This window comes from Streptomyces sp. NBC_00247 (assembly GCF_036188265.1).
Taxonomy (GTDB): Bacteria; Actinomycetota; Actinomycetes; order Streptomycetales; family Streptomycetaceae; genus Streptomyces.
In genome coordinates, this window is record NZ_CP108093.1 from 170,257 (window position 1) to 184,797 (window position 14,541).

General features: G+C 72.5%; 13 protein-coding genes. 12 read left to right on the forward strand and 1 reads right to left on the reverse strand.

The annotated features are described in order from the left end of the window. Positions 1 to 95 precede the first annotated feature (95 nt). Positions 96 to 332: a hypothetical protein gene (locus OHT52_RS00590; protein WP_328718085.1), complete on the forward strand. Its 237-nt coding sequence runs from the start codon at positions 96 to 98 to the stop codon at positions 330 to 332. Positions 333 to 445: 113 nt separating this feature from the next. After that, the gene (locus OHT52_RS00595) at positions 446 to 3,370 is read left to right on the forward strand and encodes a helix-turn-helix transcriptional regulator (RefSeq protein ID WP_328718086.1); all 2,925 of its coding nucleotides are present in this window, start codon (positions 446 to 448) and stop codon (positions 3,368 to 3,370) included. A gap of 245 nt (positions 3,371 to 3,615) precedes the next feature. Here OHT52_RS00595 and OHT52_RS00600 read toward each other — a convergent pair whose 3' ends face one another. Beyond that, positions 3,616 to 4,134 carry a cupin domain-containing protein gene (locus OHT52_RS00600; RefSeq protein WP_328718087.1) on the reverse strand — a complete coding sequence of 173 codons (519 nt, stop codon included), beginning with the start codon at positions 4,132 to 4,134 and terminating at the stop codon, positions 3,616 to 3,618. Positions 4,135 to 4,274: 140 nt separating this feature from the next. On the opposite strand from OHT52_RS00600, the gene OHT52_RS00605 reads away from it, so the two are divergent. From OHT52_RS00605 to ssuE, 10 genes are all read left to right on the forward strand, one after another. Then, on the forward strand, positions 4,275 to 4,709 hold the full coding sequence (locus tag OHT52_RS00605) for an RrF2 family transcriptional regulator (RefSeq protein WP_328718088.1): 435 nt from the start codon (positions 4,275 to 4,277) through the stop codon (positions 4,707 to 4,709). Between the two features lie 53 nt (positions 4,710 to 4,762). After that, a complete protein-coding gene (locus tag OHT52_RS00610; RefSeq protein WP_328723570.1) occupies positions 4,763 to 5,629 on the forward strand; it encodes a DsbA family oxidoreductase in 867 nt (288 codons plus the stop codon). Positions 5,630 to 6,109: 480 nt separating this feature from the next. After that, positions 6,110 to 7,681: an ABC transporter substrate-binding protein gene (locus OHT52_RS00615; RefSeq protein ID WP_328718089.1), complete on the forward strand. Its 1,572-nt coding sequence runs from the start codon at positions 6,110 to 6,112 to the stop codon at positions 7,679 to 7,681. A 34-nt stretch (positions 7,682 to 7,715) separates the two neighbouring features. Beyond that, complete coding sequence (locus tag OHT52_RS00620) at positions 7,716 to 8,744, forward strand: ABC transporter permease (RefSeq protein ID WP_328718090.1); 1,029 nt, start codon at positions 7,716 to 7,718, stop codon at positions 8,742 to 8,744. Between the two features lie 2 nt (positions 8,745 to 8,746). Then, on the forward strand, positions 8,747 to 9,634 hold the full coding sequence (locus OHT52_RS00625) for an ABC transporter permease (RefSeq protein ID WP_328718091.1): 888 nt from the start codon (positions 8,747 to 8,749) through the stop codon (positions 9,632 to 9,634). Beyond that, on the forward strand, positions 9,631 to 10,608 hold the full coding sequence (locus OHT52_RS00630; protein WP_328718092.1) for an ABC transporter ATP-binding protein: 978 nt from the start codon (positions 9,631 to 9,633) through the stop codon (positions 10,606 to 10,608). Before OHT52_RS00625 ends, OHT52_RS00630 begins: the two co-directional genes overlap by 4 nt. After that, a complete protein-coding gene (locus OHT52_RS00635; protein ID WP_328718094.1) occupies positions 10,605 to 11,477 on the forward strand; it encodes an ABC transporter ATP-binding protein in 873 nt (290 codons plus the stop codon). Before OHT52_RS00630 ends, OHT52_RS00635 begins: the two co-directional genes overlap by 4 nt. 52 nt (positions 11,478 to 11,529) lie before the next feature. Then, positions 11,530 to 12,870: an LLM class flavin-dependent oxidoreductase gene (locus OHT52_RS00640; RefSeq protein WP_328718095.1), complete on the forward strand. Its 1,341-nt coding sequence runs from the start codon at positions 11,530 to 11,532 to the stop codon at positions 12,868 to 12,870. Positions 12,871 to 12,949: 79 nt separating this feature from the next. Then, a complete protein-coding gene (locus OHT52_RS00645; RefSeq protein WP_328718096.1) occupies positions 12,950 to 13,726 on the forward strand; it encodes an alpha/beta hydrolase in 777 nt (258 codons plus the stop codon). 72 nt (positions 13,727 to 13,798) lie between these two features. Next, the gene (gene ssuE / locus OHT52_RS00650) at positions 13,799 to 14,356 is read left to right on the forward strand and encodes an NADPH-dependent FMN reductase (protein WP_328718097.1); all 558 of its coding nucleotides are present in this window, start codon (positions 13,799 to 13,801) and stop codon (positions 14,354 to 14,356) included. Positions 14,357 to 14,541: the final 185 nt, after the last annotated feature.

A 14,541-nucleotide genomic window follows, 5' to 3' on the forward strand; every position in this document is an offset into this window, starting at 1 on the left:
TCACAGCCCCTTCGCCCCTCTTCGTACCTGCGCTCCGGTCGTCCCCGCTCCGCCCTGTCCCTTCACCCGCGCACGCCCTCGAGAAGGAGATCCCCATGAACCAGCACTCCAGCCACTCCACGTCCGCCGCCGTCGCCGCCGCCACCGGCTCCGTCTCCGACGACACCGCCGTCACGCCCACCGCCGACGAGCAGGACGCGGCCGGCGGCATCACCCTCTCGGGCCGCAACCGCGCGTGCGCACGCGCCCGCATCCTGGCCGGGATGGTCCTCACCAGCGGAATCGTGATCACGCTCAGCTCGATCGACACCTCGGTGTCCGCGCCCCAGTAGCCTCTTCCCCATCCCGGGACGGGGAAGGCCTTGGGCGCGCTCGGCCGACCGGGGCAGAATCGGAAGCCGGCCATATACCCTCGCGTCAGATATTCCGATTATGCTTCGAGTTCATGCGTTTCCAAGCGCCTTCCCTCATCGGCCGGGATGCTCAACTTGAGCTACTCGCAAGCGCGTTGTCGGACGCCCGGCAGGGGCGCGGCGGCGTGGTGTTCCTGGTCGGCGAAGCCGGGGCCGGGAAGTCCCGGCTGGCGGCCGAAGCCGTGGGCAGCGCCATCGAGGCCGGGATGGGCGTACTGCGAGGACGCAGCAGCACCACCGGCCCGGCGGTCCCCTTCCGGCCGCTGACCGAGGCGCTGATGTCGCTGTTCCGGGCCGGCGAACCGCTCGACGAACTCCCCCTGGGGCCCTACAGGCCGGTCCTCGGACGACTGATACCCGACTGGAACACCGGCGCGGGCGACAGCAGTTCGATGGTGATCCTGGGGGAGGCCGTACTGCGCCTGCTGATGGCCACCGACCACGGCCGGGGCCGGCTGCTGGTGCTGGAGGACCTGCACGACGCCGACCCCGAGACACTGGGGGTCCTGGAATACCTCGTGGACAACCTGGCGTACAGCCCGGTCCTGCTGCTCGCCACCGTCCGCACGGACTTCAGCGACGCGCTGGATCTGGCGCAGTCCGCCCGGCGGCGTGGCGCGGCCTCGGTCCTGGAACTCCCCTCGCTGACCCGCCCCCAGGTACGCGAACTGGTGGCGGGCCAGCTGGGAACCCCTCCGGACGAGGTGCCCGCGCCGGTGCTGGAGCGGCTGTGGGAGGGCAGCGCGGGAAGTCCCTACCTGGTCGAGGAGTTGCTCCAGTCGATGATCGGCGCGGGCACCCTGGTGCAGGCGCCGGACGGCTGGCGGACCGTCGGCGACCCGCGCGGCGACGTCTCCTCCGCCCTGGCCCGGGGAATCCTCCGCCGCATCGACCGACTGGGCTCGGAGGGCCTGACCCTGCTGTCGGCGGCGGCCGTGCTGGGCAGACGGTTCTCGCTGACCGTGCTCCAGCGGATGACCGAGATCGACGACCGGGCACTCCTCAGTCATCTGCACGCCGGTGTCGCCGCCGGCCTGGTGGTCCCGGACGAGCCGGCACCCGACTGGTACTCCTTCCGCCACTCCCCCACCGTGGAGGCGCTGTTCACCCAGCTGACACCGCCCCGGCGAGCGGAGCTGGCACGCCGGGGCGCGGAGGCGGTGGAGAAGCTGCACCCCCAGTTACCCGGTGAGTGGTGCGCGCTGGCGGCGGGCCTGCGTTCCGACGCGGGCGAGGACGCGGCGGCCGGCAGGTTGTTCGCGGAGGCGGGGCGACGCACTCTCGCGGCGGGTGCGCTCGGTTCGGCGGTGACGCTGCTCAGCCGTGCCGAGACCCTGCTGGCACGGGCCGGGGACCCGCAGGAGCGGGCAGGTGCCCTGGAGCACCTGCTGCCCGCCCTGGCCGAGTCCGGCGACTTCCGACGCGCCTCCGACCTGGTCGAACACCTCCACGCGCTGGACAACGCCGGGTTGGGGGCGTCCCGCCTGGCAGTCCTGCACACCCGGTTGGCCAAGGTGGCGCACACGGCGGGACGGTGGAACGACGGGAACCGGCAGATCGACCGGGCCCGCGAGGTGCTGGGTGCCGGTCCGGACGGTGCGACGATGGCAGCCGTCGATGTCACCGCCGCCTACCTCGCGCTGGACACCCCGGGCCCCGACCGCACCCAGCACGCGGAGAAGCTCGCCCGTTCGGCGGCCGACGCGGCCGAACGCCACGCCCTGCCCTCGGTCGCCTGCCAGGCGTGGGAGCTACTGGCGACCGTGGCCCGCGAGCGGGACCCGGACGAGTCCAGGGCCATGCTGGAGAAGGCCCTGTCGACGGCCGAGCGGCACCAGCTCCCCCTGCGGAAGTTGTACGCCGCGACCCGGATAGGCGGCAACGACTGGCTCGCCGAGGGCGACACCTCCGGACTGCTGTCCGCACGGGAGGAGGCGCTCCGGCTGGGCTCGATCAGCATCGTGCACACCGTCGACGGCATCCTGGTCCTGGACGGGGTGATGCGGGGCACGCGGGAGGCGACGCGGGAAGCCGCCGCCGAGACCCTGGCCATCGTGCGCAGGCTCGGGCTCGCCCCGGTCGTCCGGTACCTCCTGATGTCACTGGCGTCGCTGGAGGCCCACCGGGGCGACCGGCAGGCCATGGAGGCCGCCCTCGCCTCCTTCGCCGAATGGGAAGGTGCGGGCTCGCAGGAGGAGCCCCTCACTCTGGGCATGGCCCGCGCCTTCTGCGCGCTGATGGAGGAGGACCGCGACCTGGCACGGTCCGAGCTGCGAGCGCTGTCGGCGCTGGAGGGGCACAATCCCAGCACCTACCACCTCAGCGGCATGCACGGGCTGGAGCTGCTCCTGGACGTACTGGCCGGTGACGCGGACCGCGCCCGGCAGGAGAGGATCGCCGCCACGGCGGTCGGACGGATGCGGTGGAACCGTCAGTTCGTGAAGCTCGCCGACGCCGTCCTGCTCGGCCGGGAGGGGCAGGGCGAGCTGGCGGCCGAGCGCGTCGGTTCGGCGCTGCGCGACGCCGCCGCGTACCCGGCCGCCCTGCACCTGGGCCTGCGGCTGGTCGCGGACGCCGCGCACGAGGACGGCTGGGGCGAGCCGGTCGCCTGGCTCAGGCGCGCCGAGCACCACTTCCACGAACAGGGGGTGCCCGCCGTCACCAACGCCTGCCGGGCTGCCCTGCGGCGCCTGGGCGCCCCCGTGCACCAGCACCGCACCGGTACCGACGGCATACCCGAGGAGCTGCGGACGCTCGGCATCACCGTGCGCGAGTACGAGGCGTTCCGGCTCCTCGCCGACCGCCTGAGCAACAAGGACATCGCCGACCGGCTGTTCATCTCGCCCCGCACGGTCGAGAAGCACATCGCCAGTCTGATGAACAAGACCGGTGCCGCCAACCGCGCGGACCTGTGCGCGCGGTCGACCCGGCTCACGCAGGCGTGGCGTGAGACCTGACGTGGCGAGTGGCGATGGCCCGCCAGGCTTTCAGCTTGTCGGTCGGACGCTCGACGTGCTGGGCCGGCGAGCCCCCTGTGCCGCACCTCGCGGCGTCGCCGCCGGTCGGCGACGCACCCCGCCCCGAATCGCCGGGGGCTCCGGCAGTGGCGCCGGCGACGGCGCACGGTCCGGCGGCACCCGACCGTGCGGCGCCGGACCGAGCCCGTCCCCCGGCACACCGGCCGGCGAGGGAGACCCGTCCGTCAGGCGTCCGCGCCCGCTCCGTCCGGCTCCAGGGCGTACAGACGCGGCAGGTTGACCACGATCGCCTCCTGGGTGCTCCGGGCGATGACGACCACGGCCTCCTCGGTGGGGTCGGGGTTCTCCTCGCGGTGCGGTACGAACGGGGGGACGAAGACGTAGTCGCCGGGCGAGGTGCGCAGCCGCACCTCCTCCGGTTCCTCCCCCGAGTCGTCCAGGAAGACGAACTCCGGGTGCCCGCTGACCACATGGATGGCGGTCTCGGACTCTCCGTGGTGGTGGTCGGAGGACGCGGTCGCGGGAGCCACGTGGGTCTGGCCCATCCACAGCTTCTCCGAGCCGACGGTCCTGCCGCTGACGGCACTGAACCTGCGCATACCGCCGGTCTGCGCGGTGTCCCCGTCGAGGTCGTCCGCCCGGATGTGGTGCAGGCGGGTGTGCAGGGGGGCCTTCGGGGTGCCCTTCCTCGCGTGGAGGTGGGGGTGGAAACCCTCGCCGGGTGTCGTCAGCGGCTCGCTCATGGCTGGGACGCTAGGGCGCGCCGGAAAAGGATGTCAAGAGGTGTCCTTTCCCCTTCACCTGCGGCAATGTTCCCGCAACACAGGAAGCGAGTGCGCGGAGAACGTCGCCTGCGGTCCGCCCGCGGGGGCATGATGTGGCCATGCATATCTCCGCGAAGGCGGACTACGCCACGCGCGCCCTTCTGGAGCTCGCGAGTGATCCCGGCCGTCCGCTCTCCTGTGAAGCCATCGCCTCCGCGCAGCACATTCCGTTCCGCTTCCTCAAATCCGTGGTGGGTGAGCTGCGCAGGGCCGGTCTGGTGCGCAGCCAGCGCGGCTGCGAGGGCGGCTACTGGCTCGGCAGACCCGCCGGCGAGATCGCCCTGCTGGACGTCGTGCGCGCCGTGGACGGCGAACTGATAACCCTGCGGGGCGAGTCGTTGGACGGACTCGACTATCCCGGCCCCGCCGTGGGCCTGCCCGGTGTGTGGCGACAGGTCGAATCGGACGCCGCCGCGACCCTCGGCGGACTGAGCCTCGCCTCACTGCTGCCCTCCGAGGCGCACGGGCGGCCGTCGGCGATCGGTGCCGCGTGACGGCGGGCGAAGGGGAGGCGCCCTTGGCCGAAGCGGTGGAGTACACCGATCCCATGTGCCCCTGGGCATGGGGTTCGGAGCCGGTCTTCCGGAGGCTGCGGGCCGCGTCGGCGGGCAGGGTCCGCTGGCGGCGGGCGTACGCCGTGCTCTTCGACGACGAGGTGGAGGATCCGGCGCCGGATCCGGCGGCCGAGACGGCCTGGTACGCGGGTTACGTCGAGGAGATCAGCACGCACACCGGGGCTCCCCGGGCTGCCCTGCTCGCGAGGGTGGCGTCGAGCTCCTGGCCTTCTTCGCTGGTCGCGGTGGCCGCCGAACTCCAGGGCGCCGACGTGGCGGAGGGCGTTCTGCGGCGGCTGCGGGAGACCGTCTTCGTGCTGGGCGACCCGGCGGACACCCTCGACCGCGCGGTGGCCGCGGCCCGGGGCGTACCGGGGCTGGACACGGACCGGCTGCGGTCCGACGCGGTGTCCGCCGCCTCCCGCGAGCGGGTGGAGCGCGACCGTGCGGAAGCGCGCCGCCCGGTCGCCGAAGTGCGTTCCGTACGCGGCGACTCGCCGCACCCGGGTTCGGCGAGGGAGACCCCCGACGGCGGCTTCCGCTACGCCCTGCCGACGTTGCTCGTGCGTACCCCGTCGGGCCGTCGCGCCGTCCCCGGCTGGCGGCCGTACGAGGCGTACGCGGCGGCCTTCGAGGAGCTGCGCCCCGGCCTGCTGGATCCGTCCGCCCCGCTCTCGCCGGCCGAGGCGCTGGAGCGCCACCGGAGCCTGACCGAGCCGGAGCGCCGGCTGCTGGCTCCGGGGGTCTGGCCGCCGCCCGGGGCGGTGCCGGTGGTCGGGCCGAACGGCCCTTTGTGGCTGCATCCTGACGAGGCGTCAGCCAGGGAGGACTCCCCGTTCCGGCCTGTCACGGGGCCCTGAGCTGCCGTTGCCGCGACGTCCCGCCCAATGAGACACCAATGGGTGTCCATTGACATTCGCGGATGGCCGCGGCCAGGATGAGGACCATGCTCACGACGCACCCCGGCGTGGTGTGCCGCTACGTGGACCTGCGGCGCACCTCCAGCGCACTCTGTCGCTGACCGTCCCGCACCTTCGCTCCACAGGCGCCGTCCGGCCTTCCGCCGGCAGCCCCGGCCGTTCACCGGCCCGCTGATCCGCGCCTGTTCTCCGCGTCGGCTCCTCGTCTTCCGTCGTGCCACCTCGCCGTACCCCGTGCGGGTCAGTGAGTACTCGGTGCCCAGCCCGGGCCCCACTCCTGCCCTGTCGTGCGCCGCCGCCTCCCCGCGACGCATGCCCGCACCCCCGGCGGCGGTTCCGTGCGAGTGCCGCGCTCCCCCTTCACGCTCCTCCGCTTCCCCCTGCCCCCGTGACGGGCCGGGACTCATCAGAGAGAACGAGATGCTCGCACGACTCACGCTCCGACACCGACCGGACGTCCGGTCGGCCCGAAAGACGGGCGGCCTGAGGGCCGCTGCCCTCGGAACCGCGGCCGTCGCCCTGCTCGTCCCGGCCCTGAGCGCCTGCGGCGGCGGCGCGTCGTCGTCGACCGGCGACGCGACGCTCAAGTGGGCCTCCTCCTACTTCCCCGGCCACTGGGACCCCGTGGTGTCGGGCAGTGGCGCGCAGTTCCGCGAACTGGCTCTGGTCTACGCCTCGTTGACCCGTACCGACGAGGAGGGCAAGGCCGTCCCCGACCTCGCCGAGAGCTGGGAGTACAACGAGAAGGGCGACCGCATCACCTTCCACCTGCGGCCCGGCCTGAAGTTCAGCGACGGTGAGCCGGTCGACGCCGCAGCCGTGAAGGCAGCCGTCGAGCGGGCGCAGAAGCAGAAGAACTCGGCCCTCTTCGGAGATCTGACGTCGATCGGGTCGGTGCGGGCCGACGGTCTCGACGCGACGCTCGAACTCACCCAGGTCGACTACCAGATACCGCAGTTGCTCGGGGAGCGCGTGCTGCAGATCGCCAGCCCGAAGGCCGCGGCCGACCCGGCGAAGCTGGACCAGAACCCCGTCGGTGCCGGACCGTTCGTCATCGACCAGCTCATCCCGGGCACCAAGGCGGTCCTGCGGAAGAACCCCGACTACTGGGACGCGAAGAACATCCACATCGACGACGTCGAGTTGGTGTCCGCCCCCGACGCCTCCACCGTCGTCTCCGGTCTCCAGACCGGTGTGTACAACTTCGCGGACATCGTGCCGAGCCAGGCCGACGCGGCGAAGAAGGCGGGGCTGGACGTGTTCTCCCAGCCCGGGTTCAACGCCTCCAACCTCAGCCTGAACGTCAACAAGGCGCCGTTCGACGACGACCGGGTCGTCGACGCCTTCCGCTACGCGGTCGATCGCCGGGAGTTCGTCGACAAGCTGACCTTCGGTCTCGGGGAGGCGACCGACCAGCCCTTCCCCAAGGGGTATGTGGCGTACGACGCGCAGTCGGAGAACGCCTACCCCTACGATCCCGCCAAGGCGAGGAAGCTCCTGGCCGAGGCGGGACACCGGCCGGGGGAGCTCAAGCTCGACCTGGTCGTCCCCGCCGAGGACCCCCAGGCGGAGATCGTCCAGTCGCAACTGGCCGCCGTGGGCGTCAAGGTCACCATCAAGATCGACAAGAACTGGGCCACCCCGTTCTTCGCGAAGGACCTCGCCTTCTCGCTCTACTCGACCACGGGGCGCGACTCCGCGGTGCAGACCCTCACCGCGCATTTCGGGCCCGACGGCCCGCTCAACCTCAGCACCCCCTACGAGCCGGAGGGCTTCCGGGAAGCTGTCGCCAAGGTCCGTCAGACGCCTCTGGACGCACCCGACTACACGAGGGTCCTCCAGGGGGCGACGCGCGCGGGCCTCGCGAGCAAGGCGCTGATCTTCACCTTCTCCTCCCCCAACCTCTTCGCGAAGAGCAAGTCCGTCTCCAACCTGCCGAAGAACCCCGCGCACATCGACTGGACCGGCGTGACGATCGCCGGCGGTTCCTGACCATCCCCATCCACCGCAGAGAGGAGGCATCCCCATGACGACGACCACGGCGCAGACGGCACCCGAGCGCCGCCGCGGGATCGCCGGAGCCAGGGCGCTGCACGCCGCAGGACGTCTGGGCTCCGCGCTGGGACGTTCGGTCGCGATCTTCGTACCGGTGTTCCTGGTCGCGACCTTCGTGACGTTCGCGTTGCGGGCCATGAGCGGACTCAGCCCCGCTCGCATCCAGTTGGGCGAGGAGGCGACCCCGGAGGCCATCCAGCGCGTCGAGGCCCAATGGGGGCTCGACCAGCCCTTCCTGACCCAGTACTGGCACTGGTTCACCGATGTCCTGCACGGCGAACTGGGCACCAGCTGGGTCACCGGGGCGGACATCTCGGCCCTGATCGGCCTGGGCCTGGGCGTCAGCCTCTCGGTCGCGACCTTCGCGCTCCTCATCGGTGTGGTCGTCGGCTTCCTCCTCGGTACGGTGGCGGCGCTCCGGCGCACCACCCTCCTCGACCGCGCGATCACGGGATTCGTCACCGTGATCTCGGTGATGCCGGCCTTCGTCGTCGGCATCGTGCTGGTCACGGTCCTCGCCGTCCAGCTCCAGCTGTTCCCCTCGGCCGGATACGTCCCGGCCGAACAGGGCTTCGGTCCCTGGATCGCCCACATCACGCTCCCGGCACTCGCGCTGAGCTTCGACGTCGTCGCGGATGTCGCGCGCCAGCTGCGTTCCAGCCTCGTCTCCGCGTACGGCGAGAACTACGTGACGGGCGCGGTCGTACGGGGCCTGAGTCCTTCGCGGGTCTTCTTCGGCCACGTCCTGCGCAACGGGATCGGGCCGGCCCTCGCGACGATCGGGCAGAAGTTCCCCGCGTTGGTCGGTGCTTCCGTGATCACCGAGTGGATCTTCGGCCTCCAGGGCTTCGGCCGGTTCGCCAACGACTCCGCGCAGGCCGGCGACGTGCCCGCGGTGCAGGGCGTCCTCGTGGTGTCGATCGTGCTGGTCGTCGCCTTCAACCTGATCATCAACCTGGTGCTGGCCCGCGTGATGCCGGCATCGCAACGGGGGGTCTGACGATGGTGCGCCGCGTCCTCTCACTCACGTCCGGCCGCCTCGCCGTGGCCGTACTCGTCCTGATCGCCCTCCTCACCGTGTGCGGGCCGTGGCTCGCTCCCCACGACCCGCTCGCCGTCAGCGGCGACACGCTCGCTCCGGCGTCGGGCGCCCACTGGCTCGGGACGGACTATCTGGGCCGTGACGTCCTCAGTCGGCTCCTGGACGGCTCGCGCGTCAGCGTCCTCGGTTCGCTGGAGGTCGCGCTGACGGCCCTGGTCGCCGGGGCGGTCCCCGGCATCCTGTCGGTCTACTCGGGCCGGGTCTTCGAGTGGCTGACCCTCCGCCTGGCGGACACCCTGGTCGCCCTGCCCTTCCTGCTGTTCGCCATCGCGGTGATCGCCCTGCTGGGCAACGGCATCACCCAGGCCATGCTCGTCACCGGCGCACTCGTCTCGCCCCTCTTCTACCGGGTGGCCCGGGCGGCCACCCTGGCCGTGGCCCGCGCACCGTACGTGGAGGCGGCGATCGTCTCCGGCGCGTCCATCGGCTGGATCGTGCGCCACCACGTCTGGACCAAGGTGCTGCCGCCGATCGCCGTGGCGCTCGCCCAGACCGTCGGCGTCGGCTTCGTCATCGTCTCCAGCCTGACCTTCCTCGGCATCGGAGTGCAGCCGCCCGCTCCCACCTGGGGCGGTCTGCTCGCCTCGGACCTGAACTACCTCAGCCACCAGCCGTGGGCCCCGGCGGCCCCCGCCCTGCTGATCATGGTCACGGTCTGGGCCTGCAACCTGCTCGCCGACGCCATCCGTGACGTGTCCGGCGAGGCGGGCCGCGCGCTGGTCACCGGCCGGGCGGCCAAGTCCGGCCGCACCGGCTCGTCCGCCGTCCCCGTGGGAGGTTCCCGATGAGCGCTCTGTCCCAGCACACCCTTCCGGGCAACGACGACGCCGCTGCCGGCCATGCGCTTCCCGGCGACGCGATCCCGACCGGCGCACGCCCCCACCCGTCCCCGCGCGACGACGTCCAGGAGTCCGGAGCCGCCGCCGCGTCCGCTCCCCCGGCGCGGACCGCGCCCGTGATCGCCGTCCGCGACGTGCGCATCGGGGACGGCGTCACGGGCCGGGAGATCGTCCACGGGGTGAGCTTCGAGCTCACCGCGGGCAAGGCGGTCGGAATCGTCGGCGAGTCCGGCAGCGGCAAGACCCTCACCTGCCGTGCGGTACTCGGCATCCTCCCGCCGCACTTCGAGGTCTCCGGCGGCTCGATCGGGATCGACGGCACCGACATCGCGACCCTGACACCCCGCCGGTGGACGGCCCTGCGCGGCACCACCGTCGGCGCCGTCTTCCAGGACCCGGCCTCCTACCTCAACCCGTCGATCCGGGTGGGCGCCCAGATCGCCGAGGTCATCCGGGTGAAGACGGGAGTGAAGCGCCGGGAGGCCCGGCGGCGCGCCCTCGACCTCCTTCGCGCGGTACGGCTGCGGGACCCGGAGCTGGTCTACGGCCAGTACACCTACGAGCTGTCGGGCGGCATGCTCCAGCGCGTCCTGATCGCCGCGGCCATCGCCGTGGAGCCGCGGGCCCTCATCGCGGACGAGGCGACGACGGCGCTGGACGTCACGGTCCAGGCGGAGATCCTCGATCTCCTCGCCGAACTGCGCGAACGTACCGGGCTGGCCCTCGTGGTCGTCTCCCACGACCTGGCCGTCGTCGCCCAGTTGTGCGACGAGGTCCTCGTGATGCGGGAGGGCACCGTGGTGGAGCAGGGCCCGACACGGGCGGTACTGCGCGCGCCTCGGCACGAATACACCCAGCTCCTCATCGCCGAGCACGAGAGGTACGGCCTCGACACGTTCCTCGACCCGAAGGAGGCGTCATGACGACCACGGCACCCGCGACGGAGACGGGCGCCCCGGAGAAGAGCCCCCCTGCCCCGGTCCTCGACATCAGGGACCTGGAAGTCCGCTACGGGAGGGGCCGGCGGGGCCGGAGCGCCCTGCACGGGGTGTCGTTGAGCGTCGCGCCCGGCGAGACCGTCGGTCTCATCGGCGAGACCGGATCGGGGAAGTCCACCCTCGCCCGCGCCGTTCTCGGCCTGGTGCGCGCATCGGCGGGATCGATCCTCGTCGGCGGTGAGGACCTGGCCTCGTTCCGTGCCCGCCAGTGGCGCTCGCTGCGCCGGCGGGGCGTCGTCCAGTACGTCTTCCAGGACCCCCTGCGCAGTCTGGACCCCGACCTCACCATCGAGGCCTCGCTGACCGAGCCCCTGCTCATCCAGGGCGTGGCGCGCGCGGAGGCGGCGGACAGGGCACGCGCGTTCCTCGACCGGGTGCACCTCTCGACGGAGCTGCTCCGGCGACTGCCCGGGGAACTCTCCGGCGGCCAGCGCCAGCGGGTCGCCGTGGCCCGCGCGCTGATCACCGAACCGTCCCTGGTCATCCTCGACGAGCCGGTCAGCGCCCTGGACTCGGCCAATCGCGTCCAGGTGCTGGAGATCCTCAAGGAACTCCGCGCCGGCGGGACGTCCCTCGTCTTCATCTCCCACGACCTCGGCTCCGTCGCCGGCACCGCCGACCGCGTCGCCGTGCTCTACAGGGGGGCGCTCGTCGAGGTCGGCACGGCCCGGGAGGTCATCGGCCGGCCCCGGCACGCGTACACCCGGCTCCTTGTCGGCTCCGCGCCCACGCTGCACACGCGCACCGCCGACCGCGGCGAGCGCGAGGCCCTACGCGCCCAACTGGGCGGCTGACCCACGCACCCGGTGACACCCGCACGTTTTCCCGACCACCGAGAGGAACACCATGTCCCGCAGGCTCCACCTCGCTCTCCATCCGTACGGCGTCGGCGGCCCCGGCCAGCACGGCCTCTGGAAGGACCCGGGCGTCGCCAAGAACGCCAGCATCGACGTCAACTACTACATCCAGCAGGCCCAGGCGGCCGAACACGCCCTCTTCGACGCCCTGTTCGTCGTCGACAGCCAGTTCATCAACGCCACCTACCCGTCCCACTACCTGAACCGGCTGGAGCCGCTCACCCTGCTTTCGGCGGTCGCCACCCACACCAAGCACATCGGCCTGGTCGGCACGGCGAGTTCCACGTACAACTCGCCGTTCAACCTGGCCCGGCGCTTCGCCTCCCTCGACCACATCAGCGGCGGACGGGCCGGCTGGAACGTGGTGACCAGCTTCGACACCGGGACGTCGCGGAACTTCGGGCTGGACGAACACCTCGACTACGCCACCCGCTACGGCCGCGCCCTGGAGTTCGTACAGGTCGCCCGTGGCCTGTGGGACTCCTACGAGGACGACGCCTTCCCGGCGGACGTGGAGCGCGGCGTCTTCCTCGACCCGTCCCGGCTGCACGCCCTGGAGCACGTCGGGGAGCACTTCAAGGTCGCCGGGCCGCTCAACCTCTCGCGCTCGTCGCAGGGGCAGCCGGTCATCTTCCAGGCCGGGGTCTCCCCCGAGGGCCGTGACCTCGCCGCACGCGTCGCGGAGGGCATCTACGCGCCCGGCGGCACGCTGGAGCAGGCGCGGGAGTACTACGCGGACATCAAGGAGCGCACGGCCTCCTACGGGCGCGACCCCGACCACATCAAGATCTTCATCCACGGCAGTCCGGTCGTCGGGGCGACCGACGAGGCGGCCAGGCGCCGGGAGCGGGACATCTTCGAGGAGGACAACGACTTCGCGAGCAACCTCGCGCTCCTCGGCCGCTCCTTCGGCGCGTACGACTTCAGCGTGCACGACCTGGACGCGCCGTTCCCGGACGTCGCGCACCTGGCCGAGAAGGGCGGCCGGACCGGCGCCGCGCAGATCATCGAACGGGCGAAGGCCGAGAACCTGTCGCTGCGCCAGGTCACCCAGTCGGTGAACGCGTTCCGGGCCTCCCCCTTCGTCGGTGCGCCCGAGACCGTCGCCGACACCATCGAGACGTGGTTCGACGCGGGCACCCTGGACGGCATCAACCTGGCCTTCCGCAACAACGACGACCTCGACCGCTTCGTGGACGGTGTGGTGCCGCTCCTCCAGAAGCGGGGCCTGTTCCGCACCGAGTACGAGTCGGACACCCTGCGCGGCAACCTCGGCCTGCCCGTCCCCGCCAACCGCCACACCGCCGCCCGCGAAGCCGCAGCCGGCTGATGCACGAAGCACCCGCGCCGACCGCGCCCGCCTGCCCGCACGCGCTGAACGTACGCACCGCCACCCGCAGGAGCCTCGTATGACCGAGTACACCGACCACTTCGGGCCGGAGGGCCTTCGCACGCGCGGCACCGTCGTCGTCGTGCCCGGCAGGGGCGAGACCCGGGCGACGTACGCCCGGCTCGGGCGCCGGCTGGCGGCCGACGCCTACCGCGTCCGCGTCGTCGACGCTCCCGTCACCGACCCAGCCGACCCCGCGGGCTCGCTGCGCCGTTTCGACGGCCTGCTCGCGGAGGCCGTCGAGGGCGTCTCCCCGGGCCCGGAGGGTGTCGTCCGCCCGCTCGTGCTGCTGGGCGCCGACGCGGGAGCCACCGCCGTCGCGGCACTCACCGGCGGGGGCGGTGCTCCGTCCGCCGTACGGCCGGACGCCGTCGTCCTCGCCGGGCTCCCGGCCCCTACCGGCGCCGCCGCCGTCGGTGCGGACTGGGACCACGAGCTCGACGTCCGTACCGCCTGCCCGGCCCACCGCTCCACGCTCACCGCGGACGCCGGAACACGGCGGGGCGCGCTCGACGAGGCGGTCCCCGCGTCCCTGCTCGCAGCGGCGTACGACGGCGAGCCCGGCGTCCCCACGCTGTTCCTCGTCGGCGACCGGGACCCGCTCGCGGACCGCGAGGCGCTCGCCCGTACGGCGAAGAGCCTGGACCGTGGCCGCCTGTCGGTGGTCCGCGACGCGCACCACGACGTCCTGAACGACCTGCAGCACCGCTCGGCCGCCGCGGAGATCGTCACGTTCCTGGAGACCCTGCGCAACGGACTGGTGCCGGTCGTCGACGTCGATTCGAGTGCCTGGTGAGCACCGCGTCCGGCCGCACGCGGCACCACCGGCATTCCTGACCCGAAGCGACCCAAGAGAGAGGCCCGCCCGATGGCAACCATCCTGTCCGTCTCCGGAAGCCCTTCCGCCACGTCCCGCACCGCACGGCTGCTGCGCCACCTGGACGACCGGCTAAGGGAACAGGGCCATGACGTGACCCCGCTGGACGTACGCACGCTCCCCGCCGAGGCGCTGCTGGGCGCCGACTTCGGGCACCCGGCGGTCGTCGGCGCCACGGCCCTGTTCGAGAAGGCGGACGGGGTGGTGATCGGCACCCCCGTCTACAAGGCCGCCTACTCGGGTCTGCTGAAGACGCTGCTGGACCTGCTTCCGCAGTACGCCCTCGCCGGCAAGACCGTGCTGCCCCTCGCCACCGGCGGCAGCCCGGCCCACGTCCTGGCCATCGACTACGCGCTGCGGCCCGTCCTGAGCTCGATGGGGGCGGCCCACATCGTCCCGGGGTGGTTCACGGTGGACAAGGACCTCACGGTCGGGGAGGACGGCACCCTCACCGTCGCGCCCGGTACGGCCGAGGCTCTGGCCCAGGTGACCGACACGTTCTCCCGCGTGCTCGGCGGACGTACGACGGTGCTCGCGGCCACGGCCTGACCGCCGGCGCCGGCACGCGGCCCTCGCTCCGGGGCGCAGGTCCCTCCCGGGCCCGGCGATTCGGGCATGCGGGTCGCGAGAACGACCGGGGGGCCGGCTCCGGATCTCTTCCGGAGCCGGCCCCCCCGGGACGACGACTCCTTCGAGTCGGGAGGCCAGGACGTGAACCCGCGCCCCCCTGAGCC